General features: G+C 72.4%; 19 protein-coding genes and 1 pseudogene. 12 read left to right on the top strand and 8 right to left on the bottom strand.

All coding sequences use genetic code 11. The annotated features are described in order from the left end of the window. Positions 1-85: 85 nt before the first annotated feature. Together ACZ3II_RS11595 and ACZ3II_RS11600 are read left to right on the top strand one after the other, a co-directional pair. The gene (locus tag ACZ3II_RS11595; protein ID WP_465517552.1) at positions 86-718 is read left to right on the top strand and encodes a phosphatase PAP2 family protein; all 633 of its coding nucleotides are present in this window, start codon (positions 86-88) and stop codon (positions 716-718) included. Between the two features lie 578 nt (positions 719-1,296). Beyond that, positions 1,297-2,586: an HNH endonuclease signature motif containing protein gene (locus ACZ3II_RS11600; protein WP_465517553.1), complete on the top strand. Its 1,290-nt coding sequence runs from the start codon at positions 1,297-1,299 to the stop codon at positions 2,584-2,586. Positions 2,587-3,189: 603 nt separating this feature from the next. On the opposite strand, the gene ACZ3II_RS11605 is transcribed toward ACZ3II_RS11600, so the two are convergent. After that, entirely contained in the window at positions 3,190-3,936 is a 747-nt protein-coding gene (locus ACZ3II_RS11605) for a hypothetical protein (protein ID WP_465517554.1), read from the bottom strand. Between the two features lie 38 nt (positions 3,937-3,974). Then, the gene (locus tag ACZ3II_RS11610; RefSeq protein ID WP_465517555.1) at positions 3,975-4,430 is read right to left on the bottom strand and encodes an SRPBCC family protein; all 456 of its coding nucleotides are present in this window, start codon (positions 4,428-4,430) and stop codon (positions 3,975-3,977) included. Between the two features lie 129 nt (positions 4,431-4,559). Between ACZ3II_RS11610 and ACZ3II_RS11615 the strand changes: the two genes are divergently transcribed. Further along, on the top strand, positions 4,560-5,225 hold the full coding sequence (locus ACZ3II_RS11615; protein WP_465517556.1) for an SDR family NAD(P)-dependent oxidoreductase: 666 nt from the start codon (positions 4,560-4,562) through the stop codon (positions 5,223-5,225). An 88-nt stretch (positions 5,226-5,313) separates the two neighbouring features. Further along, positions 5,314-9,426 carry an NACHT and WD40 repeat domain-containing protein gene (locus tag ACZ3II_RS11620; protein ID WP_465517557.1) on the top strand — a complete coding sequence of 1,371 codons (4,113 nt, stop codon included), beginning with the start codon at positions 5,314-5,316 and terminating at the stop codon, positions 9,424-9,426. On the opposite strand, the gene hisN is transcribed toward ACZ3II_RS11620, so the two are convergent. Together hisN and ACZ3II_RS11630 are read right to left on the bottom strand one after the other, a co-directional pair. After that, positions 9,393-10,187, bottom strand: coding sequence for a histidinol-phosphatase (gene hisN / locus ACZ3II_RS11625; protein ID WP_465517558.1), 795 nt, complete (start codon positions 10,185-10,187; stop codon positions 9,393-9,395). The two genes, ACZ3II_RS11620 and hisN, sit on opposite strands and share 34 nt — an antisense overlap. Positions 10,188-10,228: 41 nt before the next feature. Next, positions 10,229-11,389 carry an alkaline phosphatase PhoX gene (locus ACZ3II_RS11630; RefSeq protein WP_465517559.1) on the bottom strand — a complete coding sequence of 387 codons (1,161 nt, stop codon included), beginning with the start codon at positions 11,387-11,389 and terminating at the stop codon, positions 10,229-10,231. Positions 11,390-11,603: 214 nt separating this feature from the next. Between ACZ3II_RS11630 and ACZ3II_RS11635 the strand changes: the two genes are divergently transcribed. After that, the gene (locus ACZ3II_RS11635) at positions 11,604-12,497 is read left to right on the top strand and encodes an alpha/beta hydrolase family protein (protein WP_465517560.1); all 894 of its coding nucleotides are present in this window, start codon (positions 11,604-11,606) and stop codon (positions 12,495-12,497) included. Here ACZ3II_RS11635 and ACZ3II_RS11640 read toward each other — a convergent pair. Next, complete coding sequence (locus ACZ3II_RS11640; RefSeq protein WP_465517561.1) at positions 12,487-13,032, bottom strand: QsdR family transcriptional regulator; 546 nt, start codon at positions 13,030-13,032, stop codon at positions 12,487-12,489. The two genes, ACZ3II_RS11635 and ACZ3II_RS11640, sit on opposite strands and share 11 nt — an antisense overlap. A 258-nt stretch (positions 13,033-13,290) precedes the next feature. On the opposite strand from ACZ3II_RS11640, the gene ACZ3II_RS11645 reads away from it, so the two are divergent. Next, on the top strand, positions 13,291-14,364 hold the full coding sequence (locus ACZ3II_RS11645) for an LCP family protein (protein WP_465517562.1): 1,074 nt from the start codon (positions 13,291-13,293) through the stop codon (positions 14,362-14,364). Between the two features lie 17 nt (positions 14,365-14,381). Here the strand turns inward: ACZ3II_RS11645 and ACZ3II_RS11650 are convergent, their stop codons facing one another. Further along, positions 14,382-15,482, bottom strand: coding sequence for a hypothetical protein (locus tag ACZ3II_RS11650; protein WP_465517563.1), 1,101 nt, complete (start codon positions 15,480-15,482; stop codon positions 14,382-14,384). Between the two features lie 137 nt (positions 15,483-15,619). Here ACZ3II_RS11650 and ACZ3II_RS11655 point away from each other — a divergent pair, with 137 nt between their 5' ends. Together ACZ3II_RS11655 and ACZ3II_RS11660 are read left to right on the top strand one after the other, a co-directional pair. Then, positions 15,620-15,877, top strand: coding sequence for a hypothetical protein (locus ACZ3II_RS11655; protein ID WP_465517564.1), 258 nt, complete (start codon positions 15,620-15,622; stop codon positions 15,875-15,877). 413 nt (positions 15,878-16,290) lie between these two features. After that, positions 16,291-17,205: pseudogene (locus ACZ3II_RS11660) on the top strand (serine/threonine-protein kinase); the annotation flags it as partial. A gap of 284 nt (positions 17,206-17,489) precedes the next feature. Here the strand turns inward: ACZ3II_RS11660 and ACZ3II_RS11665 are convergent. Next, complete coding sequence (locus tag ACZ3II_RS11665) at positions 17,490-17,786, bottom strand: BBE domain-containing protein (protein WP_465517906.1); 297 nt, start codon at positions 17,784-17,786, stop codon at positions 17,490-17,492. A 53-nt stretch (positions 17,787-17,839) separates the two neighbouring features. On the opposite strand from ACZ3II_RS11665, the gene ACZ3II_RS11670 reads away from it, so the two are divergent. Continuing rightward, the gene (locus ACZ3II_RS11670) at positions 17,840-19,435 is read left to right on the top strand and encodes a diguanylate cyclase domain-containing protein (protein ID WP_465517565.1); all 1,596 of its coding nucleotides are present in this window, start codon (positions 17,840-17,842) and stop codon (positions 19,433-19,435) included. A gap of 107 nt (positions 19,436-19,542) precedes the next feature. Next, positions 19,543-20,640 carry a serine hydrolase domain-containing protein gene (locus ACZ3II_RS11675; RefSeq protein WP_465517566.1) on the top strand — a complete coding sequence of 366 codons (1,098 nt, stop codon included), beginning with the start codon at positions 19,543-19,545 and terminating at the stop codon, positions 20,638-20,640. 76 nt (positions 20,641-20,716) lie between these two features. Here ACZ3II_RS11675 and ACZ3II_RS11680 read toward each other — a convergent pair whose 3' ends face one another. After that, on the bottom strand, positions 20,717-21,706 hold the full coding sequence (locus tag ACZ3II_RS11680; protein ID WP_465517567.1) for a suppressor of fused domain protein: 990 nt from the start codon (positions 21,704-21,706) through the stop codon (positions 20,717-20,719). 96 nt (positions 21,707-21,802) lie between these two features. On the opposite strand from ACZ3II_RS11680, the gene ACZ3II_RS11685 reads away from it, so the two are divergent. Then, positions 21,803-22,801, top strand: coding sequence for a LacI family DNA-binding transcriptional regulator (locus ACZ3II_RS11685; protein ID WP_465517568.1), 999 nt, complete (start codon positions 21,803-21,805; stop codon positions 22,799-22,801). After that, positions 22,798-23,568 carry a phosphotransferase gene (locus ACZ3II_RS11690; protein WP_465517569.1) on the top strand — a complete coding sequence of 257 codons (771 nt, stop codon included), beginning with the start codon at positions 22,798-22,800 and terminating at the stop codon, positions 23,566-23,568. Before ACZ3II_RS11685 ends, ACZ3II_RS11690 begins: the two co-directional genes overlap by 4 nt. Positions 23,569-24,378: the final 810 nt, after the last annotated feature.

Here is a 24,378-nt window from a genome sequence, read left to right on the forward strand (position 1 = left end):
CGCCCACGTCCCCTCGCGGAATCCACCGGCCGGCGCCTCGGGGCCACTGCCGGCGGCGACCGCAGCGATTTGCGATGATCGACGTATGGCGACCCCGGGCACCGGTCACGTGACGCAGAACCGGAAGGTCACGACCGCTGACCGGGTGGCCAGGCTGCTCACCGAGGTCCTGTCGCCGGCGGTGCTGGTGGCCGTGGTGCTGCTCGCGGTCGCCGGGGCCTCCGCCGAGTCCGCGCTCTCCGCCCTGATCATGGGCGTGATCGCCGCGGCCGCCGCCAGTTTCCTTCCGATCGCCTACATCCTGCGCGGCGTACGGCGCGGCTCGTGGACCGACCGGCACGTCGGCGACCGGGCCCAGCGCACCCTGCCGCTGCTGGTCTGCCTCGGCTCGACCGCCTCCGGCACGGCAGCGCTCGCCGCCGTCGGCGCCCCGCGCGACCTGCTCGCCCTGATCGCCTGCATGGCCGCCGCCCTGGTCGTGGCCACGCCGATCACCCTGCTGGCCCGCTGGAAGATCTCCATCCACTCACTGGTCGCCGCCGGCGTCGCCGTCACGTTCACCGTCGTCTTCGGCTGGGCGCTGCTGCCCACGTGGCCGCTGGCCGCCGCCGTCGGCTGGTCCCGGGTACGTCTCCGCGACCACACCACCGCCCAGGTCGTCGCGGGCGCCGTGGTCGGCGCCTGCGCCACCGGCCTGCTCTATCCCGTGCTGCGCTGACGCCCGGCGCCGGTGCAGCAGGAGGTCGTTCCCGCGATGCTCGCCAAGGAGCCGTCCCATGGCGATGAGCTGCGGACCCGGCTGCGGGAGGCGCTCGGCCCGCTCGTCGGCCGGATGACGGACCAGGCCCGGCGCGTCGGCCTGCTCAAGGCGGCGTATGCCCGTACCCCTGCTGTTGTCCCCGCGAGTGACCGCCGCCCGCGCCGGCCGGCGCCGTCCTGGGCGTCTTCCCCGGCGGCGCCGCGATCAACTCCGCCACCGGCGCCGACGGTTCCCGCGCTGCCCCGCCGGCTGTCTGGCAGCTGCTCGGTCTCATCCTGGGTACCGTCGCCATCGTCATCCGCGGCCCTCGCGCGAAGCCCCTGATCGTCGCGCACGAACCAGACAGTGCGATGAACAGCGATCTCACGAAGAACGCCGCCGCTTGGCCACCACTCCGGCTCACGATCGAGACACTGAGAGCGGTCGGTCCACCACTAGCCCGGCACCGGTGATGCTGCCAGCCGGTTTGTCCGTTTGTGAGGAGCGGGCCGATTGAGGCGGAAGGCGGCCGTCGCCCCCCGGTTTTTGTCGTACGCATGTTCGAGGATGCTGGCATGCGGGAGACGATGCGGCAGCTCAATGGTCTAGCGGCGCAGTGCGCCACGTGGCGGATGAGCCCATTGCCTGACGCCGAGCTGCTCGACTTCCTCGACGGCGTGCACCACGCGCAGCAGATGCTCCAAGCCGCCCTGCTGCACGCCGTCCACGAGACCCGGGCCCGGAGGATACCCGCGGGCCAGCGCGCTCCCTCCCCGAGGATCTGGCTGCGCGACCGGTTGCGGGTCAGCCTTCGTACCGCCTCCCAGCTGCTCCAACAAGCCACCACCCTCGATCTGCATCCCGGCCTGGACACGGCCCTGGCCACCGGAAAGGTCAACGCCGAGCAACTCGCCACGATCACCACGGCCCTGGCCGGGATCCCGAAAACCGTCGACTCCACCGTCCGCGACGACGCTGCGGCGGCACTGGCCGGGTTGGCGGCCCAGCTGGATCCGGCAGGTCTGCGTACGGCGGGCCGGCGCATTCTCGACCACGTCGCCCCCGAGATCGCCGAGGCCATCGAGGAACGCCGCCTGCGTGACAGCGAACGTGACGCCCACGAGCAACGCCATTTCACCCTGACCGCGGTCGGCGACGGCCGGGTACGGGTGTCCGGAATCCTCGACAGCGAAGCCGCCGCGATCGTCAGCGCCGCCCTGGACCCGCTGTGCAAACCCGATACGGTCGCCGCCGAGCTGGCCGCGACCGGCGAGGCACGTACGCCCGGTCAGCGGCGCGCCGACGCCGTGGTGGAGGTGTGCCGCCTGGTGATGACCGGCGGACCGCTGCCGGACAACGGCGGCGACCGGCCGCAGATCGCCGTCACGGTGAGCTTTGATCCACTTCTGGCGGCGCTCGGCACCGGCGTGCTGGATTCCGGGGAGCCGGTGTCCGCGGAGACCGTACGGCGACTGGGCTGTGACGCCCGGATCCTGCCGATCATCCTCGACGGCGCCGGGCAGATCCTCGACGCCGGACGCACCCGCCGCACCGCCACCGGACCCCTGCGCCGCGCCCTCACCGTCCGCGACAAAGGCTGCGCCTTCCCCGGCTGCGACCGGCCGGCCCGCTGGTGCGACGCCCATCACGTGATCAGCTGGGCCGACAACGGCCCGACGGATCTCGGAAACCTGGTGCTGCTGTGCGAACACCACCATCGCGTTGTCCACGCCGACGCCGGCTGGAAGATCCGCATCGCCGACGACGGCCTGCCCGAGTTCGTCCCACCGGCCTGGCTGGACCCGAACCGGCTACCCCGCCGCAATCAGTACCACCGGCGAACGTGAGACCACACGGAGCGCCCGAACGGGCAGAGGCATTCCGTCGTAGGCGCTGCCTCTGCCCGAGCGAGGCGAACCAGCCGTCATCCGCAGCGTGCGTGACAGCGCCAGTGACCACCCGGATCCGGCAGCGATCATGACCGGCGGTGTGGCGGGCGGCGGCCCGGGCGTACGGCAGTGCCTCCGCGTCACGGCCGGCCTCCAGCAGGCGGCCGGCGAGGTCCGAGCGGGCCAGCGGCAACGCCTCGGGACGGGCGCGGTCCAGGCCGGGCACCTGTTCCAGCAGAGTGAGGACCTCCGTCGCGTGCCGCACCGCGCCGGCGTGGTCGCCGGTCGCCGCGAGGCCGGTGGAGAGCCGGATCAAGGCCTGGATCAGCAGCGAACGGCTCTTGGGACGTGCGGCGAGGCGCAGCAGGCGGACCGCGTCCTGGCCGGCCTCGACGGCGTCGGCATGACGGCCGCTCCCGGACAGGGCCGCGGCGTCGTCGACGAGCTTGGCGGCCAGTCGGCCCCCCACCCCGGCGGTCCGGCCTCGAATTTACGACGACCGATCAAGGCGATGCTCGATCAAACAGCCTCGATCAGACAGGCCCGATCAAACAGGCTCGATCAAGCAGTGAGGTACGTGGCGGAAGCCGACGCCAGCACGAGCCCGGCAAGGAACAGGGTCAGCATCGTCGCGCGGCCGGTGCGCAGCGCGTCGCGGCGGGCGGCGATCACCTCGGCGCGGGTGCCGGGAGTGACGATCGTCGGGCCGGTCCGGAGTGGGACCAGGCCGCTGCCGGTGACCCGGCCCAGGGCGAAGACGGGCAGGCCGCGCGGTACCCGTACCTCGATCAGTCTCAGCTTCTCGCCCTTGCGCAGATCGCCGAGGACCTCCGTGGCGACGATCGGGGGAAGCGGGACCGGCGCGGACCGGCGATGTTCGAGGCTGGTCACGGTCGCGACGCGGGGTTCGTCCTGGATCGGGTCGAACAGGGCGCGCGGTCCGGTGAGCAGACGCGGGTCGACCGGGATCCGGCCGGTCCGGTCGGCGATCGCCGGCCAGGCGGGCGTCTCGATCTCCAGCAGCACGTCGTGATCGGGGCCGACGTCGCCCGTGCCGTGGCGGGCCGGTTCGCGCAGCAGCGTGACCCGGAACCACACGCACTCCTCGCCGGTGACCGGGCCGATCTGGCGGCCGGCCCGGCCGTGATCGGTAACGCCTTCGACGGACACCCGGCCGCCGCCCGAGCGGGGACGGACGCGGCGCAGCGTCCACAGCGCACGGACATCACTGAGCATGAGCAGCAGGAAGATGCCGGAAGCGGCCAGGAGCAGGCCACCGATACAGAACGTCACGGTCGCGACGGTCATCACACCACCACCGTAGGGGCGGCGGTCCAGCGACCGTCTCAGCCGGCCGCGATCTGCTGGAGGTGGGCGGCACGCCGGGTCAGCAGCCGGCGGAGGTACGGCGCCAGCACCACCCTGGTCACCACCGCGCCCACCGGCCCGAACGGCGCGGCGACGGTCATCCGGTCGATCATGCGGGTCCGCCCGTCCCCGAGATCCTCGAACCGGTGCTCGTGCCGCATCGACCGGAACGGCCCGCGCACCTGCTCGTCGACGAACCGATGCGGGCGCTGGTAGGCGCTGATCCGGCTGGTCATCCGCCAGCGCACGCCGAAGTGCCGCCCACGGAACGTCACCTCGTCACCCAGCGTCAGCCGATCACGGCCGGTGCTCGTCGTCGCGGTCTCCCCGCTGTCACGCAGCGCGTCGGTGTGCACCCCCACGTCGAGCTTCAGATCGAACACCCGGGCCGGCACGGCATCGACGACGGACACGACCTCGACCAGCGCTGCCATGATCCGCAGCCTAATACCGCCGGTCACCCCATCACCGGCGCTGATCCCTGGCATGTCCACGAATGATTTCCGGGAAACGCCCGCCTCTGCTGAGCTGTAGCCGGGGGACGGCGAACCGGGGAGCGCGCGATGAGGTGCAAGGACAAGGTTGTCGTGATCACCGGGGCGGCCCGGGGCCAGGGCGCCGCCGAGGCCGCCGCGCTGCGGGACGAGGGCGCGATCGTCATCGCCACCGACGTCCTGGAAGCCGACGGGGTACGGCCGCTCGACGTGCGCTCGCTCGGCCAGTGGACCCGGCTGGCCGAGGAGCTGCGGGAGACGTACGGGCACGTCGACGCGATCGTGAACAACGCCGGGATCACCGGCCGGGACCGGCTGCCCGACATCGACCTGGCCGCCTGGGAGAACACTCTCGCGATCAACCTGACCGGGCCGATGCTGTCGATGAAGACGCTGGTCCCGCTGATGCGGCCGGGTTCGTCGATCGTGAACATCTGCTCGGTCGCCGCGGTCTCCGGGCACGCCGCGGCCCCGTACACCGCCAGCAAATGGGCCTTGCGCGGGCTGATCGACACGCCGCTGATGGAGTCCGCGCCGCAGGCGTTCTTCGACGCGGCGCTCCCGGAGATCCCGCTGGGCCGGGTCGGTGTCCCGGCCGACGTCGCGCCCCTGATCGTCTATCTGGTGTCGGACGAGTCCGCGTACGTCAACGGGGCCGAGATCGTCGTGGACGGCGGTCTCACCGCCCACGTCTCCCACAAGGCGATCGCCGACGCGACCCGCCCGCAAGCGTGAACCTCCGGCGGGCGCCATGATCTGACACCGCCATGATCTGACACCGCCGGGAGCGCAACCGGGCGCCGTACGCGGTCATGCTGGTCCTGTGTCGACGCGCCGTCGCGTTCTGCTGGTCACCGGCCTGGTGCCGGTGGCCGGCGGCCTCGTCGTGGCCTGGTGGGCGCTCGGCCCCGATCTCGCCGACAAGGTGGCCAGCGTGCTCGCGCTGTTCCTGGCCCTGGGTATCGCGCTGATCCCGTTGCTGCGCCGGTGGAGGGGGAGCGAGCCGGTCACCGCGCCACCGGTGGACCGGCTGGTGCCCAGGGTCGCCGAGACGATCGCGCTGCGGCAGCCGGGCGGCACGGTACGCCGGCTGCCCGGCGACCCCGGCGACGACCTGGCGTTCCTGCTGGTGACCTCGACCGCGCGGGCCGGTTCGGCGGACATCGTCGAGGAGACCCTGATCGGGGTGTGCGAGCACACCGCCACCGAGACCGACCTCGACCGGGTGCTGGCCGTCAAACGCCGCGACTACCCGGGGGACGGGATACCGGTGACGCTGCTCTACGGCGGGGAACCGGCGAGTGAGCGCCTGCGCCGCCAGGCCGCGCGGGAAGGCGTACATCTGATCAGTTTCATCGAGTACAAGATCGGATTCGATCTGCGGCGGTTCGCCGCGGGTCAGCACCGGGAGCTGGAACACGATCCGCGCTACCAGTCCCGGTTCTATGTGCCGCAGCGGTACCAGGAGATCGACACGGCGCCGGGCCCCTCCCGTGAGGATCTCCTCGGCCAGCTGCTGAGCTGGCTGGACGAACTCGACGGCCCGTTCGTGGTGGTGCTCGCCCCGTTCGGGTTCGGCAAGAGTTTCCTGCTGCGCGAGCTGGCCCGCCGGATGCACACCCACGACGACGGTGTGGTGCCGGTCCTGGTGCGGTTCCGTGACCTGACCCGGATCCGTGCCGTCGACGAGCTGGTGACCCAGCAGATCAACCGGTACGCGGAGCCCCGCATCACCACCGCCGCGGCCGGCAAGCTGCTGATGTACGGCAGAATCGCCCTGCTGGCCGACGGGTTCGACGAACTGGTGACCCGGGTCGGTTACGTCGAGGCCGCCGACCATCTGCAGGCACTCGCCGAAGTGGCACAGGGCCGGGCGAAGATCGTCGTCGCCGGCCGGGACGAGTACTTCCTCACCGACCGGCGCGGCATGACGGGGCTCGGGGAACGCCTCAACGCCATCCCCGACCGGCGGGTGGTCCGGCTCGCCGGTTTCGACAGCGACCAGATCCACACCTTCCTCGCCCAGCGGCTCGGCAGCGACCAGGCGGCCGGCCGCCGGCTCGCCCTGCTCGGCGAGGTCGAGGACCTGCCCGCGCTCGCCGCCAATCCCCGGATGCTCGACTTCCTCGCCGCCGTGGAGGAGACCCGGCTGCGCGCGGCCGGCGGCTCGTCCGGCGCCGGCCTCTACCGCGAGGTGCTGCGCCAATGGCTCGACGGCGAGCACCGCCGCCTGACCCGGTCGAGCGCCGTGCCGCCGACGGTGGAACAGCTCTGGGAACAGGTGGGTGAGATGGCCGAGCGGGTGTGGTCGTCGCCGGACCATGCCCTCGGCGACGACGAGACGGGCGCCGGCAGCCTGCTGATCCGCGGCCACGACGGCCGGCACCGTTTCGTCCACCAGTCCGTTCTGGAGTGGCTCGTCGCCGACCGGGCGGCCCGCCTGCTGACCGCCGGCGACCCCATGCCCGGCGCCCTGCGCGAGGAGGTGCCGCGCCTGCTGATCGGATTCGTCTGCGGGCTGGCCGGCGCGGCTCCGGCCCGTGACTGGGCCGAGCGGGTGCTGCGGGACCGGGCGGCGCCGGCGGGCGCGGTGATGAACGCCGTCGAGATGCTGAAGGCACTCGGGCTGCGGGCCACGGACGCGGCACAGATCGCCGGTAAACAGCTGCCCGGCGAGGACCTCTCCGGGCAGGTGTGGCGTGGCGCGGACGCGGCCCGGGCCAACCTCGCCGAGGCCAACCTGGGCGGCTCCGACCTGACCGGCGCCAACCTGACCGGGGCACATCTGACGCGGGCCCGGCTGGACCGGACGATCCTGCGCGACGCCATCCTGCGGAACGCCGACCTGACCGGAGCCCGCCTGCTGGGCGCCGACCTGACCGGCGCCGACCTGTCGGCGGCCCGTGCCCGCCGGGCCGCCCTCACCGGCGCCGTGGTCGAACCGGCCCAGTGGGAGGGCGTCGACACGCACGGCGCGGCCGGGCCGGCCGACCTGCCGCGGCCCCGGTTCCGGCCGTCGTCGGTGGCCCGGTCCACGGCGGTCGTCGTCGCGGGCGGACTGATGGCGGAAGCCGGATCCGACGGTACGGTACGGCTGTGGGACGCCGAAGCCGGCCAGCTGCTCCAGGTCCTGGCCGCGCACTCCGCGACGGTTCACGCGGTGGCGTTCCTCGGCGACGGCCGCCGGCTGGTCAGCGCCGGCGGCGACGGGCGGGTCCGCCTGTGGGACACCGCCACCGGCGAACCCGGCGGTGACCTGGAAGCCGGCTCCGGCGCGGTGCACTCGGTGACGGTCGCCCCGGACGGGCGCACGGTCGCCGCGGCGGGCCGGGACGGCGTCATCCGGGTCTGGGACGCGGACACCGGCGTCCCGTCACTCGCGCTGCCATCCGGATCCGGCCCGGTCTGGGCGGTGGCGCTGTCCGTCACCGGCCGGCTGGCGGCGGCCTGCGAGGACGGGACCGTCCGCCTCTGGGAGCGTGACGGCACACCGTCCCACGTGCTGCGCGGCGGCGCCGGGGCGGTGTGGGCGGTCGCGTTCGCGCCGGACGGCGCCACCGTGGTCGCCGGGGGCGCGGACGGCGCCGTACGCCGCTGGCACACCGCCGACGGCATCGAGGTTCCGCCGCTGCGGACGGGTGGCGCGGCGATCTGGTCCGCCGCCTTCGCCGGCACGGGCGACCTGGCCACCGGCGCGGCCGACGGCACTGTCACCCTGTGGCCGTCCGGTCGCGTGCTCGCCGGGCACAACGGGCCGGTGTGGTCGCTGGCGTTCGGGCCGGACGGCAGATGGCTGGTGACCGACGACGGCACGCTACGGAAATGGCATCCCGGCGACGGGCGCCTGCTGCGCCACCTCACCGGCGGCAACATCCCGGTGCGCGCTCTCGGGTGCGCCGGCGACGGCCTCCTGGCCAGCGGCGACGACCTGGGGGTGATCCGGCTGTGGACGCTGCCGTGCGCCCGCCAGATCCAGTACGTGCACGGCCACACCGGCCCGGTCCGGGCCCTCGCCCTCTCCGCCGACGGGCAGTCGCTGGCGGTGGCCGGTGGCAAGGTCACCATCCTGGACACGGTCACCGGTCAGGTCGCCGGCGAGTACTCCGACTACGTCGGCCCGGTGCGGGCATTGGCGTTCTCTCCGGACGGCGGGCGGCTGGTCAGCGGCAGCAGCCAGGTCCGGATGACCGATCTCGCCACCGGCCACGTCACCGGACTCGGCGCGCACACCGGCTCGGTCCGTGCCCTGGCCTGGTCGGCGGACGGCAAACGGATCGCCAGCAGCGGCGACGACGAGACCGTACGGCTGTGGGACGCGGCAACCGGCGAGCATCACCTCGACCTCGACCACCGGGGCGGCTCGGTACGCGCGGTCGCGTTCGCCCCCGACGGTGACATGCTCGCCACCGGCGGCGACCGGATCCGCCTGTGGGACCTGGCCACCGGCCGTCCCGCCGCCGAGGTCCCGGGCCACGGCCCGGCGGTGCACACCCTCGCGTACTCGGCCGACGGCCGGCGCCTGGCCAGTGCCGGAGCCGACGCGGCGGTCCGGGTGTGGGACGCGCGTACCGCCGCTCCGGTCGCCACCCTCGACGGCCACGGCGGCTGGTCGTCGGCGGTGACGTTCCTGGCGGACGGGGACTGGGTCGCCGTCGCGGGCGAGGACGGCACGATCCGCCTGTGGAACGTCCCGCGCCTCCGGTGCGAGGTGATACTGGTGCCGCTCACCGGCCGCGGCTGGGCGGCGATCGCCGCCGACCTGCGCTACAAGATCGAGGGGGTGACCACCGGCGAGTTCTGGTTCGGCGCCGGGCTGTGCCGGTTCGAGCCCGGGGAGATCGACCCCTACCTGCCGGCCGTGACCCGTGTCGGCATCGAGACGACCCTGCTGGACGACGGGACTCAGCCGGCGAGCCGCCGCAGCACCTCGTCCTGAAGCCTGCCGTTGGTGGCGACCGCGTTGCCGCCGTCCGGGCCGGGCCGCCCCGCCACGTCGGTGAGGGTCCCGCCGGCCTCCACCACGATCGGCACCAGGGCGGCCAGGTCCCACACCGCCAGCTGCAGTTCGACCATGATGTCGACAGCGCCCTCGGCCAGCATCATGTAGCCGTAGAAGTCGCCGAACCCGCGGCTCCGCCAGGTGTCGCGCATCAGCTGGAGCATCGGCTCCAGCTTGCCGATCTGCTCCCACTCCGGCAGCGACGCGTAACAGAACGAGGCGTCCTCGAGCCGCTCCACCCCGGACACCCGGATCCGGGCGGGCTCGCCGGTCCGCCGGTCGGCGTAGGCCCCGGCGCCCCGGGAGGCCCACCACCGCCGGCCCAGCGCCGGCGCCGAGACCACACCGACCACCGGTGTGCCGTCCTCGACGAGGGCGATGAGGGTGGCCCACAGCGGCACACCGCGCACATAGTTCTTCGTGCCGTCGATCGGGTCGATCACCCACCGGCGGTTGCTGCCGCCCGGCGCCCCGCCGACCATCCCGCCCTCCTCGCCGAGGACCAGGTCGCCGGGGCGGACCCGGGACAGGACGGTCCGCAGTGCCAGCTCCACCGCGGTGTCGGCGTCGGACACCGGCGTGAGGTCGGGTTTGGAGCTGACCTGCAGGTCGAGCGCCAGGAACCGGTTCATCGAGATGGCGTCGGCGGTGTCGGCCAGGCTCTGGGCGAGCGCGAGGTCAGCGGCGTACCCGGACATGGACACAGGCTATCCGGCCCGGGTACGCCGTGGGGCCTCGTTCAGGTGCGGAACGGGCCGGTGACGCAGTAGGTGATGCCGCCCGAGGACGAGCCGCTGGCGCCGCGCTGCGACGAGAAGTACAGGCGGTTGCCGGCCGGGGTGAACGCCGGGCCGGTCAGCTCGGACGAGCCCTGGCCCGTGACCCGCAGGAACACCGAGATCTTGTCGTCCGGCGTGATCATGCAGATCTCCATGGTGCCGCCGTCCTCGGCCACATAGAGGTCGCCGTACGAGGAACCGGTCACGTTGTCGACACCGGTGAGCGGCGCGGTCCCGGCGGTGACGAGGTTGTCGTCGTACGCCAGCTCGTAGGTGTTGCTCCGCAGATTGACCTGCCACACCCGGTTGTCGCCCTTGGTGGTGAACCAGGCGGTGTCGTTGGCGTAGTGGCAGCCCTCGCCGCCGTTGAACGACTTCGAGCCGGACACCTGGTACCGGGTCTGCGTCGGGGAGCCGTCCGGGTCGGGCACGTTCTTCCAGCTGAACGAGCCGGACGTGCCTGTCCCGGCGATGAAGACCTGCAGCGTGCCCGCGGACAGATCACCCCAGGTGTTCGGCACGAACCGGTAGAACCTGCCGTCCGTCTCGTCCTCGGTCAGGTAGATCACCTTCCGGACCGGGTCGGCAGCGGCCGCCTCGTGCTTGAACCGGCCCATCGCGGGACGGTTCACCGCCGTGCCGCCCAGCGGGTAGGTCTCGAAGACCCGGCCGCGGGTGACCTCCTCGCAGCTCAGCCAGGTGTTCCACGGGGTCTTGCCGCCGGCGCAGTTCTGGTTGGTGCCGGACAGGATCCGCGACGCGCCGACGATCGCGCCGGACGCGTCGAACAGGATCCGCGACGCGCCGCCCCCGGCCGACGAGCTGACCTCGGAGTTCGACACGTAGATCCAGCCGTTGCCGTTCGGGATGACCGCCCCGCCGTCGGGCGCGTCGTGCCAGACGTAGGTGGTGCCCGGAACGGTCTGCCGGGAGCGGGCGATCACGGTGCTCGTGAATCCGGCGGGCAGCTGGATGCCGTTGGCGTCGGCGGGCTGGAGCGCGCCGTACGGGCCGGTGGCGTTCTGGGCCGGTGCCGCATAGGCGGCCGACCAGGCGGTGAAGGGCAGGGCCAGGCCGCCAGCGCCGGCCACGGTGGTACGCAGAAGGGTTCGCCGATCCATGACAGCGGACCGTAATGATCCAATGAGGACGCCGTCTGAACAGTTCGCAACTAATCGCTGTCCATCAATCTCGGGTGTGGTATGCCCGATTGGACGGATTTGTAGCCGGGTGCCCGGACGGCCGTCTCAATTGTCTCCGTAACTATTGTCGGCGCGTTGTCCGTACTCCAAAAATCGATGGGAGGTAAACGTTTCATCCAGTGGGGAGAAGGAAATGCGCAGTGCAGTCCCGAAACTATTCGGAATCGTCGCCGCCGTTGCTCTCGGTGCCGCGGGGATCACGCTGATCCCGGATGCCGACGCCGCCACCGAGCCGGCCACCGCGTCGTTCGCGAAGGGCCCCGCGCCGAGCAACGCCGGCATCGAGGCGACCCGCGGGCCGTTCGCGATCACGCAGACCACCGTCTCCCGGGCCGCGGTGTCCGGCTTCGGCGGCGGCGACATCTACGTCCCGGCCGACACCAGCGCCGGCACGTTCGGCGCGGTCGTGATCGCGCCCGGGTTCACCGCCCGCAAGTCCAGCATGGCCTGGCTGGCCCCGCGGATCGCCTCGCAGGGCTTCGTGGTGTTCAACATCGACACGCTGACCACCTCCGACCAGCCCGCCAGCCGCGGCCGCCAGCTGCTGGCCGCCGCCGACTTCCTGACCGGCCAGAGCAGCGTGCGGACCCGCGTCGACGCGTCCCGGGTGGCCGTCGTCGGGCACTCGATGGGCGGCGGCGGCACCCTGGAGGCGGCGCTGAGCAGGCCGTCGTTGCAGGCCGCGATCCCGTTGACGCCGTGGAACCTGACCAAGTCGTTCAGCCGGGTCACCGTGCCCACGCTGGTCGTCGGCGCGGAGTCGGACACCATCGCCCCGGTGCGGTCGCACTCCGAGCCGTTCTTCGCCAGCCTGCCGGCCGCGCCCGGCAAGGCGTACCTGGAACTCAACAGCGCCTCGCACTTCGCCCCGAACACGCCGAACACCACGATCGCGAAGTTCAGCATCGCGTGGCTGAAGCTGTTCGTCGACAACGACACCCGCTACCAGCAGTTCGTCTGCCCCGGGCCGGGCGCCGGCTCGGCCGTTCAGGAGTACCGCAACACCTGCGCCAACTTCACTGTGTAATCAAGGCCCTCAGCGCCGGCTCGGCCTGCTCGAACGCGATCGGCCCGCTGCCCAGCAGCGGGCCGTACAGCACCCCTTCCAGCGTACGGACGTAGAGCGCGGCCTTGCGGCGCAGCTCGTCGGGGTCGCCCTCGATCCCGCACTCCCGGAAGATCGCCAGCTGCGCCTCGATGGCCCGGCTCTTCACATCGGTCGCCGCGGTGAACAGCACCCGCGCCGCGACCTGCGGCTCCGCCTCGGCGAACCGGCGCATCTGCTCCGCCGAGCCGAGCAGCTCCGCGAAGATCCGCGAGATCGCGATCACCCGGTCCGGGCCACCCTTGCCTGTCTCGCCACCCGCCTCGCTGGTCGCCTCCGCGATCAGGATCTTCGCGATCGCCCAGAACACCTCGCCCAGCAGCGCGTCCCGGCTGCCGACCGCCCGGTACAGCGTCGCCCGGCTGATCGCCAGCTCCGCCGCGAGCGCATCCATGTCTATCGTCGAATGCTGCAGATAATGGTTCGCCGCGCCCCGCAGCAGAACCTCCGGTGCCATGACTCGCCTCGCGGTGGGAATGGCGATTCTCCTTCCCCTGGAGAATGAACACTAGCCGGGCAGAATACGTTTCAAGACGCCCGTCGGTTCAATCCTTTCCCGAATATCATCCGAAAGGGCATTCCCGGGTACGCCGTTCGCGCCCCGCATCTCCACATGACGTCGGCCGTTCCGCCAGAAATCAGGCCAAACAGCACGAACGCCGCGGTCGATCTGCAACCATCCGCAGGTTGCCACCAACCGGATACGGGGGTCGAAATGCGCGGATCAGCACGATCGGGCCGGGCGCCGTGGTGGGCGCGGCTCGGAATCGCCGTCGGGAGTCTTCTCCTGGTTCCGGCCGCCGTCCCCGCCGTCGCGTCGCACCTCGGCGGCGACCGCGTGCTCACCCTCCGCAGCGGCCCACTGAACGTGCTGCTCGTCGGCATCGACCCGCGCGGCGCACACACGAAACCGCTCGCCGACACGATCGTCGTCGCGCACATCCCCGCCGACCGGCGAGGCGTCTACCTCTTCTCACTGCCCCGCGACCTGGTCGTACGGATCCCCGCCTTCCCGAAGTCCGGCAGCACCGCCCAGCGCGCGAAGATCAACGCTGCGATGGGCCTCGGCAGCCGTCTCCCCGGCGGCCTGCGGTTCGACCCCGCCCGCGGCTACGAGCTGCTCGAACGGACCGTCCGCCAGGTCACCGGGATCCCCCGGTTCGACGCCGGCGCGGTCCTCGACTTCCCCGGCCTCACCAAGCTGGTCACCGCGATGGGCGGCGTGACCATGACGATCGACCAGACCGTCGTCTCCGAGCACCGCAAACCCGACGGCAGCCCCCGCGACCGGCTGCCTCGGTGCCAGGGCGACAACAAGTGCCTGCGCCCCTACACCGGACCGCAGAAGACCTACCCCAAGAGCGACGTTCCGGTACGCCTGTCCGGCTGGGAAGCCCTCGACTACGCCCGCCAGCGGTACGGCCTGCCCCGTGTCGACTACGACAGGCAGCGTCACCAGCGGCAGATGATCCGCGCGCTGGCCCGCCAGGTGACCCGCGACGTGACCACCGACCCCGCCAGGCTGCCCCGCGTCTTCGGCGCCCTCGGCAGCTCGCTGACCTTCACCGGCGCCGGGTTCAGCCCTCTCGCCTGGGCCGTGGCCCTGAAGAACCTGAACCTCGCCGAGCTCACCTCGATCACCCTGCCGGGCGGGCCGCTGTTCGAGAACGGCCGCTACCTGGGCGAGAAGCTGAGCCCGGAGGCCGGCTCGTTCTTCGCAGCCGTCCGCGACGACCGCGCCGCCCGGTTCCTCCTCGACCATCCCGCCTTCGTCGACCGCGCCCCCTGACCGCGGCGGCGAGCGGGTCAGCCCGGCCGGTTGCGGCGGCGGGCGATCAGCAGGCCGATGGCGCCGGCGGCCACCGCCAGGCCCAGCCCGGCGATCATCGCGCCGATCGGCAGGCGGCTCTCCGGCGCGGTGGCGGCGGAGACGGCGGCCGGGGCCTGCGGTGTGCCGGAGGAGGCAGCCGGAGTCGTCGTGGCCGGCTGTGGGGCGGAGTCCGGGCGCGGATAGCGGAGCAGGTCGGCGCTCTTCGCCCCGTCGGTCATCTCGGACACGGTGAGCAGGGCGGCGCCGTCCGACGTGTAGGCCAGCGATTCGCCCTGCGGCTCGTCCGGCAGCGCGATCGTCCGGGCCGCGCCGCCGGTGATCGCCCGGACCAGGGCGTCCGCTGTCGTGCCCGCGGCGGTGCCGTCCCCGCCGGGAACGTCGAACTCGAACGCGTCGGCGTACGTCCGCAACGCTGCCCGCTGCCCGTCCGGGCTCACCGCTCCACCGGTGACCACCAGCCGGCCCTTGAATCCGAACGGGTTGTTCGTCCCGGTCACCGGAATCGCGAAGTCACCGGCCCGGCGCAACGGCGTCGTCGCCCCGGCCCGCAACGGCCCGTCCGGCACGTAGACGCCCGCCGTGAACGGGTCCTTGGTCACCACGATCGGGATCCCGTCACCGCCGGTCAGCAGTGCCTCCGCGTCGTGGGCGCCGTCCGGGTAGGACAGCCGGAACAGCTCCGGCGCCGAGGCCCCCGGCGCGAGCCGCCACACCCCGACGGTGTCCCGGTTCTGCCCGTTGTCGCCGATGTCGCCGACCCAGAGCGTGCCGTCCGCGCCGCGGGCCAGGTCCTCGGTGTCCCGGGGCCGCGAGGGATACGCGATCGTACGGGTCACCTTGCAGTTCCGGTTCAGATGGAAGATCCGCCGCCCGGCCGCCTCGTCCGCCCCGTCGTTGACCACCACGTACCCGTCGCCGTCCGCGACCAGCCCGGAGATCTCCACGAGCCGCTTGTCACTGATCCGGCAGGCCGTCGCCGGAACAGCGGCCCGGGGAACAGCGGCCCGGGGAACAGCGGCCAGGGGAACGGGGGCCAGCGAGACGATCAGGGCCGCTCCGGCGGACAGCAGTGTCATCTCACTCCTCGCGCTCGTGGCGGCCGGCCGGCCCGCGTCCCACCTTGCCATGAGCGCGCCAGCGTCGTCGCGGCCGCACAGCAAGCCCACAGGGCGCTCCTGGGAGAGCCCAAAAGTCCCAGGTCACGCTTCTGGGCATGACGCAGATGACGTTCCCGATCGCCTACTCGCCCGCCCGCCGCGCCGAGGCCGTCCCCGCTTCGCCGGCCCGGTGGCGTCTCCTCGGCGCCGAGTTCGCCACGGCGCTCGCCGTCACCCTCGGACCCGCCGCCGACCGGCCCGCCGACCGGCCCGCCGACCGCGGCGTCCTGACCACCGCCGCCAGCCCGGGCGCCGTGATCGTCGGCCCCGGGACCCGCCTCGTCGCCGTCCAGCCCTCGATCACCTCGTGGTGAGCCCGCCGACCCGTGAGAGCCAGCCGTCGCTCACGCCTGCCGAGCGGCGTCCGCCGGGTGTCCCGGCTACGGCAGGCACGGTCAGCCGTACGCCAGGCTGGTCACCGGCCCGCCGTAACCGGCGTGGACGACGGCTGGCGAACCTCGCCACGGCACACCAGCGGGCCCGCGGCGGGCAGCCTGCCGGATTCGCCCGTGAGGGAGGGGGAGACGGATCTCATATCGCCCGCATGGTGGTCGTGCTGCAGCGCCCGGCAGCGGCCGCGGCCGATGGTCATCCGGCCTGATCTGCGGGGACGCCCTGGAAGCCGGCCGATCGAGGTCGGATTTGCGGCGTATCGGGGGGAGAGGGGTGGGTGCACCGGAAAGACGGTTACCGGTACCGTTCCGCAGTGCCCGACGACCGCCCGAAAATGATCGCCGAACGTTACCGCCTGGTAGGCCAGCTCGGCCAGGGCGGCATGGGCCGTGTGTGGGCGGCCCGGGACGAGCTGCTCGACCGTGACGTCGCGGTCAAGGAGATCGTGCCGCCGGCCGGGCTCACCGGGGACGAGCTGCGTACGCTGCGGGAACGCGCGATCCGTGAGGCCCGGGCGATCGCCATGCTGGACCAGCCCAACGTGGTCCGGATCTTCGACGTGGTCTTCGAGGGCGGCGAGCCGTGGATCATCATGGAGCTGGTTCCGTCCCGGTCGCTGTTCGACACCGTCCGTGACGACGGGCCGATGGCGCCCGGCCGGGCCGCCGGGGTCGGGCTCGGGGTCCTCGCCGCGCTGAACGCCGCCCACCGCGCCGGCCTGCTGCACCGGGACGTGAAGCCGGGCAACGTCCTGCTCGCGCACGACGGCCGGGTGGTGCTCACCGACTTCGGCCTGGCCACCGCCGCCGGCGACGCCAGCATGACCAGCACCGGGGTGGTGCTCGGCTCCCCGCAGTACCTCGCGCCGGAACGCGCCCTCGACGGCGACGTCGGCCCGGCAGCCGACCTGTGGTCCCTGGGCGCGACCCTGTACACCGCGGTCGAGGGGCGCCCACCGTACGTCCGCTCGTCCCCGATGGCCACGCTCGCCGCCCTGGCCACCGAGCTCCCGGACCCGCCGGAACGCGCCGGCGTCCTGCGCCACGCCCTGACCGCGCTGCTGCAACGCGACCCCGCCGACCGTGCCGACGCCGAAACCGCCCGCCGTCTGCTGCTGGCCGCGAGCGTGCCCGGTTCCCCGCCGCCACCGAACGCGCCGATCTACCCGGAACCCACCTTCGCCACCCCGAAACAGGTAGCGCCCCGCCCCGTCACCCCGGTCGACGCCTTGGGGACGCCGCCGGCGGCGCCCGCCGGAGGACCGGCCGCGCCCGTCGCGCCCGGGCCCACGCAAGAGCTGCCCGACGCCTCCGGGGTGAGGCCGCCGAGGACGCGGGCGCGGCTCCTCGCGCTGGTCGTCGTGGTGGCGCTGGTGGTCGCGGTGGGGTTTCTCGCGTACCCGTGACGGCGACCGGAAGCGGACCTACCGCAAACCGGAGCGTTCGGCGGCGACGGCCAGCTCGACCGCCTGGTGCACCGGTGCGGCAGCGGGCGTGACGAACGTACCGAAGAGAAGATCCTGTCCGTAGTCGGTCATCGGGTCGCCGCCTTGACGTCGCAGACGTCGAAGTCGTCACGGAACAGGCTGTCCGGGTCGTAACGCTCCTTCAACGCGCGCAGCCGGGCCAGGGTCGCCGGCGGGAACGCCTCCTCGACCCGGTCGGTCGCGGTCTCGAAGCTGAGGTGGAGCCCGTCGAAGTGCGGCCGCAGCCGGTCCCAGGCCGCGTCGACGAGGAAGGTGTCCGCGCCGAGCGCGAGCAGTTCGTCCGGCCCGACCCCGGGACCGATCCTCGAACTCGTGCCCCTCGAAATCGTGGGTCCCTCGCTGATACCTCAACGCTCACGCGACGGCCGGTGAGGCCGATTACCTCACCGTGACCGTCGTGCCGTCGTTGCGCCGTGACCCCGTGCTGCTCGTGCTGGGGTCGGTGGCGCTGGTGTCGTCGGTGATCGCCGTCGCGGACACCGGCGGGCAGCTGATGCGGGCGGTGATCTGGCCGGCGCTGGTGGCGCTGTGCGCGGTCACGGCCGGGAACGGTCTCCGGATCCGGCGCGACCCGCACGCCACCGGCATCGAACGGCGGATGTGGGGTTCGGTCCAGCTCGCCGCGACGATCTTCCTGGTCAGCGACGTCTGGCAGTTCGGGGTGTTCCTGCGCGCGCCGGACAGCATGGCCGGATCGATCGGTGGTCCGGTGTACAGCGCGGGCATCTTCGCCGGCACCGTCTGCCTGGTCGGGGCGCTGCTGGTGACGCCACTGGACTACGGCACCCGGCGGGAACGGGCCCGGTTCCTGCTCGACGCGGCCACCGTGCTGGTGTTCGCGGCCACCCTGGGCGGCTACTTCACCGTGACCGCGGGCGCCGCCGGGGTGGCCGGGGCGGGCCGCTGGATCTCCCTGCTGTTCGGGCCGGCGATCTACATGGTGGCGGTGTTCGCCCTGATCAAGCTGCTGCTGATGCCGGTGAAACCGTTCGCGCCGCTGGCCGGGGCGCTGCTGTCGGCGGCCGCGCTGCTGGAGGGCGCCGCCACCGGATTCCGGCCGCTGCTGATCCAGCACGGTCACATCCCCTGGCAGCAGGGCGCCACGGTGGTCGCCGTGGCGGCGCTGGCCGCCGGGACCCGGGTCCAGTTCCTGCAGATGCGGGCCGGCGCGGCCGGTACGCCACGCGCCCGCCGCCGCCCGTACAGCCTCCTGCCGTACGCCGCCGTCGCCGGAACGTTCGCCCTGCTCATCGGCGTGCTGGCGGTGGACGGCTGGCAGCCCGCCACCTGGATCGCGGTCGGCGGCGCGGCCGGCTCCTCAGCGCTGGTCGTGGTGCGGCAGCTCGCCGCCTTCGCCGACAACGCGCGCCTGGTGACCATGCTCGACGCGAAGGTCGCCGAGCTGCACAGCCTCCTCGCCGAACGGGACCGGCTCGCCGCCGAGCTGGAGCACCGGGCGTTCCACGACCCGCTGACCGGGCTCGCCAACCGGGCCCTGTTCCAGCAGAGCCTGGATTCCGCCGCCGGAGAGGGCCGGGTCGTGCTGCTGCTCGACCTGGACGGGTTCAAACCCGTCAACGACACCTACGGCCACGCCGCCGGGGACGCCGTGCTGACCGCCGTGGCGCTGCGGCTGCGCGCCCACGCCGGCCCCGGCGACCTGGTCGCCCGTCTCGGCGGCGACGAGTTCGCGCTGCTCAGCGCGGGCCCGCTGACCGAGGCCGAAGGGCGTGACCGGGCGGACGCCATCGCGGCGGCGATCGCCGTGCCGATGACCGTTCTCGGCCAGCAGGTACGGGTCGGCGCGAGCATCGGCGTCGCCTCCGGCCGGGCCGGGCAGACCGGCGACGCGCTGCTGCACGAGGCCGACCTCGACATGTACGCGGCGAAGGCCCTCCGGGTCTGCCCTGAACCGGCGCGGGCAGGTGAGCCACCGGTCACCCCGGTCTTCCCGGCGCCGCACCCCCGAGACGGCCTCCGCGGCCGACCCTGAGCCGGCTCGGGGGTTTCTCGTCCTGGCGGATGGTTCGGCCGCCGGATCGGTCGCTGACGATCGAGGGCAGGCCGCGCGATGAGTGCGGCGTCGAGAAGGGATCCCGCGTGCGCATCCGAACGATCTCCGCCGTTCTCGCCCTGACCCTGCTGTCCTTGGTCGTGGCCGCCCCCGCCGGTGCCGCGCCACCCCGCGATCAGCTGCGCAGGGATCTCCAGGCGGTGGTCGCCGCCGGGGCCACCTCCGCGATCGCCGAGTCCGTCGGCCCGTCCGGCACCCGGCGGGCCGCCGCCGGCGTCACCGAACTGGGCCGGCGGACACCCGCGCCGGCCGACGGGCGGTTCCGGATCGGCAGCGTCACCAAGACGTTCGTGGCCACCGTGGTGCTGCAACTGGCCGCCGAGCGGCGGCTGAGCCTGGACGACACGGTCGAGCGGTGGCTGCCCGGCACCGTGCCGAACGGGGACGGGATCACTCTGCGGCAGCTGCTCGGCCACACCAGCGGGCTGTACGACTACACCGCCGTGCTGGACGTCTCCCCGGCCGGCTGGCTGCCCCAGCGGTACCGCTCGTGGGAACCCGCCGAACTCGTCGCGCTGTCCACCGCGAAACCGCCGCTGTTCGCGCCCGGCGCCGACTGGTCGTACTCGAACACCAACTATGTGCTGCTCGGCATGGTGGTGAAGGCCGCGACCGGCCAGCACTACGCGGCACAGATCCAGCGCCGCATCATCGGGCCGCTCGGTCTGCGGCACACCGAGTCGCCGGGCGAGCGGATCCGGATCAGCGGCCCGCACGCGCACGGCTACGTGCCGTTCGGCCCGGCCGGCAACGAGAAACCGGTCGACGTCACCACGTTCAACCCGAGCATCGCCGACGCGGCCGGCGACATGATCTCCAGCACGGCCGACCTCAACACGTTCTTCCGGGCCCTGCTGGGCGGCCGGCTGCTGCCGCCCGCCCAGCTCGGCGCGATGACCACGATGCGGACCGTGGAGCCGGGCCACGGCTACGGCCTCGGGCTGGAGACCACCGAGCTGCCCTGCGGCACGCTCCTGTACGGGCACGGCGGCAGCATCTTCGGCTACGCCACCAGCACGCTGCACACCCGGGACACGAGCCGGCAGCTCAGCGTGTCGGCCACCCCGTACGTCGGCGACCCGGGCGCCGCCTTCGAAGCCCTGCTCGACCACACCTTCTGCTGACCCGAGCCACCCCCGGTGTGTTGAGTTCGGCCGTCATACGCGCCCGAACTCAACACACCGAGCAGACCGCGGGCCGTCAGCGGACCTCGATCACCAGGTCGTCGGCGCCGGGGACCGGGTGAAGACCGGACACGGACAGGTCGGGCAGAGCGGACCAGACGGCCTCGGGCAGATCCAGCTCCAGCCAACCGTCGCCGGGCTGCCGGACGGCGTACGCCGCGGCGGGGAACAGCGCGACCCGGGCGTTGCCGTCGCCCTCCAGCACGAGCTGCCTGCCGTACGGAAGACGATCCCGCACGCCCGCCGCCACCAGATCCGCGTTGATCTGCTTGAAGCTCAGCCGGATCGTGCCGTCCTCGTCGGCCGACCAGTGGAAACCGGCGATCATCAGCACGCCGGTGGACGAGCCGTCCCGTTCCCGGCCGGCGTCGGCGGCGGCCCGCAGCGCCGGGTCGTCCAGGGCCGACGGTCGGTCCAGGTCGGTGACCAGCAGCGGGTTCCGCTGGGCGAGCAGCTCCAGCACACCCGAGGCGTGCCACTGGCGGGCCGCGTCGTACTCGTCCGTGGTCAAGCCCACCACCTGCAGGAACTGCAGCCGCCCGTGCGGGGTGGCGATCGTGCCGAGCTCCGGGTCCTCGGCGAACGTGATCGCCGTCATCAGCGTGTCGTAATCCTGCCGGAGCGGGCCGTTGGCGTTCATGTGGTGGAACGGCTCGAACCAGTTGCCACTGCCGAACACGTACCGGGCCAGATTGTTCAGCAGGTGCGCCGCCCAGAACGGCACCTCCGTCTCGCCTGCCGCCCGCGCCACCCGCATGGTGAACTCGAAACCCCAGCCCGACTCCTCGGTCTCCGGCGCGTCCGCGTCCCGCTCGTACAGCTCGCTCATCCCGTACGTGACGATGTGCCAATGATCGCCCCGCGGGTAGAAACTCATCCCGTCGAGCGGATCCGGCCCACCCAGGGCGTACTTGATCAGCGTGCCGAAGTGCTGCGGCTCGACATCGGGATAGAACTCGTCGAGGCGGGCGGTGATGGCGTCCCAGCCCGGGGTGTCAGACGTCATCGCGGAATGAGATCACACTCCGCGGGCCGCCGCGGCACCGCTCGTTATGCTGGCGCGGCAGCAGAGTGGCGGCGGAGATCCCCGAGGAGTGGCTTGGTGCGCACGACCGTGCAGGACGTCGCGCGTGCGGCCGGTGTGTCGGTGTCGACGGTGTCCCGGGCGCTGACCGGCGGCGCGGTCAGCCCGGCCACCCGGGAAGCGGTCGTCGCCGTCGCGCACCGGCTCGGCTACCAACCCAACCGGGCGGCCCGGGGACTCATCACCGGCCGTACCGGAAACCTGGGGTTGATCGTCCCCGACCTGCGCAACCCGTTCTTCGCCGACGTGGCCAAAGGCGTCACGGCCCGGGCCCGCGCCGTCGACTGCGGGGTGTTCATCAGCGACACCGACGAGGACCCCGTCGCCGAACTCGAAGCCGTCGCCACCCTGCGGCACAACACCGACGGCATCCTGCTCTGCTCCCCACGGTCCACCGACGCGCAGATCCTCGCCGCCGCCGACCCGCGCACCACCGTCCTGCTGCACCGGCGGGTGCCCGGCATGACCTCCGTCGTCGCCGACATCGTCGACGGGATCCGGCAGGCCGTCCGGCACCTGCTGGCGCTCGGGCACCGGCGGATCGCGTTCGTCTCCGGCCCCGACGGCTCCTGGGCGTCCCGGCAGCGGATCAGCGGCCTCGACGAGTTCACCCGCGACCACGACCTCGAGATCCTGCCGGTCGGGTCGGTCGCCCCCACGTTCGACGGCGGCGTCCTCGCCGGAGACCTGGTCCTGGCGAGCCCGGCGACCGCGGTGCTCGCCTACAACGACCTGGTCGCGACGGGGCTGCTGCACCGGCTCGCCGCGCGCGGCGCGGTGGTCCCGGACCGGATGAGCGTGGTGGGGTACGACGACGTCAGTCTCGCCGGCATGAGCCATCCCCCGCTGACCAGCGTCGCCGTCCCCAAGGACCGGGCCGGCGCGATCGGCCTCGACCTGCTGCTCGGCCGCGCCGGAACCGTCACCGCCGAACACGGCGCCGAGGTCATCCTTCCCACCACCCTGGTCGTCCGCGCGTCGACCGGCGTCGCCCCGTCCCGATCGGCGCCGTCATGACCGACGAGATCCCGCTCACCGGCGGTAACGTGGCGGCCGGCGTGGTACGCGTCGGCGACACCGTGCGGCGTCCTGCCGGGTTCTGGACACCGTCGGTGCACGCGCTGCTCGAACACCTGTGGTCCGCCGGATTCCGGAACGCGCCGCGGCCACTCGGCCTCGACGAGCAAGGACGCGAAATCCTGACGTACGCCGCCGGCGACGTGCCGTGGCCGTCCCACTTCGCACTGCTCGAACCACACGAACGGCTCGCCGAGGTCGGCAGGCTGATCCGGGACCTGCACGACGCCTGCGCGGAGTTCGTGCCGCCCGCCGGCGCCCGCTGGAACAACCTGCTCCCCGACGGCCGCGACGACCTGATCGTGCACTACGACATCGCGCCGTGGAACCTGGTGATCGGCCCCCGGATGGTGCTCATCGACTGGGACAACGCCGGGCCCGGGTCCCGGCTGTGGGACCTCGCGTACGCGGCGCACGGGTTCGTGCCACTGTCCGCCCACCCGGACTGGCAGCGGACCGATGACGCGGGCAAGCGGCTGCGGGTGCTGGCCGACGCGTACGGGCTCGACGAGGAACAACGGCGTCAACTGGTGCCGCTGCTGGCCGCCCGCAGCCGGGCCACCCACGACTTCCTGCGCGAGCAGGCGGCTCTCGAGGCCGAACCGTGGGTGACGCACTGGCGCACCGGTCACGGGGACGCATGGCGCAACGACGCGGACTACACCGAACGCCATGCCGCCCTCTGGCTGTCCGCACTCCTCGACTGAAAGCCGTCAGGGGTCGGGTGTCCGGCTTTCTCGTCTGGGGTTCGGGCGTGTTGAGTTTCTTACCCGTGGGGCGAGGTGTCCAGCTTGCTCACCCGGGGCAACAGGCGTGTTGAGTTTCTTACCCGCGGGGCGCGGGATCCGTTTTTCTCGCTCCTCTGTGCTGGCTTTGCTGCGCTTCGCTCCGCGTGCAAAATGCCCCCTTGGAGTTGGTGTCGAGCCAGGCTATTTTCCGCCGCCCAGCAAAAACCACTGGGCGTCGGAAAATAGACTGTCTCGACACCAACGGGCATTTTGCGGGCAGTTCTGTGAATACGACCTCGCGTAGACTACGGGGGTGATTTGACGGCCGCATCGAAAACCCGGGCACCTGGGCAAAGCTCCGTGGTCTGCGGTGCGCGTGGCCACGTAACGGTGATGCCCTGTAGTCTGCGGTGCGCGTAGTAACGCAACTGTGAAGCCCCGCAGTCTTCAGTGCGGGCGTGGCCACAGAACAGTCCCGCAAAATGCCGTTGGTGTCGAGACAGTCTATTTTTCGACGTCCAGTGGTTTTTGCTGGGCGGCGAAAAATAGCCTGGCTCGACACCAACTCAGAGGCATTTTGCACGCGGAGCGAAGCGAAGCAAGTCAGCACAGAGGGGCGAGATATCCGGATGCCTCGTCCCGTGGGGAAGAAACTCAACACGCCTGTTCCCTCGGGTGAGATAGTCGGATACCTCGTCCCGTGGGTAAGAAAGTCAGCACGTCTGAACTCCGGGCGAGACGGCTGGATACTCCGACCTGCGGGTGGGCGAGCCGGCACACCTGACCCCA

This window comes from Actinoplanes sp. NPDC019969 (assembly GCF_055562375.1).

Excerpts from the sequence above, each read along its gene's own strand:
- ACZ3II_RS11645 (WP_465517562.1), top strand. The coding sequence starts at position 13,291 with ATGCGCGGATCAGCACGATCGGGCCGGGCGCCGTGGTGGGCGCGGCTC.
- ACZ3II_RS11595 (WP_465517552.1), top strand. The coding sequence starts at position 86 with ATGGCGACCCCGGGCACCGGTCACGTGACGCAGAACCGGAAGGTCACG.
- ACZ3II_RS11680 (WP_465517567.1), bottom strand. The coding sequence starts at position 21,706 with ATGACGTCTGACACCCCGGGCTGGGACGCCATCACCGCCCGCCTCGAC.
- ACZ3II_RS11615 (WP_465517556.1), top strand. The coding sequence starts at position 4,560 with ATGAGGTGCAAGGACAAGGTTGTCGTGATCACCGGGGCGGCCCGGGGC.
- ACZ3II_RS11655 (WP_465517564.1), top strand. The coding sequence starts at position 15,620 with ATGACGCAGATGACGTTCCCGATCGCCTACTCGCCCGCCCGCCGCGCC.
- ACZ3II_RS11640 (WP_465517561.1), bottom strand. The coding sequence starts at position 13,032 with ATGGCACCGGAGGTTCTGCTGCGGGGCGCGGCGAACCATTATCTGCAG.
- ACZ3II_RS11650 (WP_465517563.1), bottom strand. The coding sequence starts at position 15,482 with ATGACACTGCTGTCCGCCGGAGCGGCCCTGATCGTCTCGCTGGCCCCC.
- ACZ3II_RS11630 (WP_465517559.1), bottom strand. The coding sequence starts at position 11,389 with ATGGATCGGCGAACCCTTCTGCGTACCACCGTGGCCGGCGCTGGCGGC.
- hisN (WP_465517558.1), bottom strand. The coding sequence starts at position 10,187 with ATGTCCGGGTACGCCGCTGACCTCGCGCTCGCCCAGAGCCTGGCCGAC.
- ACZ3II_RS11690 (WP_465517569.1), top strand. The coding sequence starts at position 22,798 with ATGACCGACGAGATCCCGCTCACCGGCGGTAACGTGGCGGCCGGCGTG.
- ACZ3II_RS11600 (WP_465517553.1), top strand. The coding sequence starts at position 1,297 with ATGTTCGAGGATGCTGGCATGCGGGAGACGATGCGGCAGCTCAATGGT.
- ACZ3II_RS11610 (WP_465517555.1), bottom strand. The coding sequence starts at position 4,430 with ATGGCAGCGCTGGTCGAGGTCGTGTCCGTCGTCGATGCCGTGCCGGCC.
- ACZ3II_RS11605 (WP_465517554.1), bottom strand. The coding sequence starts at position 3,936 with ATGACCGTCGCGACCGTGACGTTCTGTATCGGTGGCCTGCTCCTGGCC.
- ACZ3II_RS11635 (WP_465517560.1), top strand. The coding sequence starts at position 11,604 with ATGCGCAGTGCAGTCCCGAAACTATTCGGAATCGTCGCCGCCGTTGCT.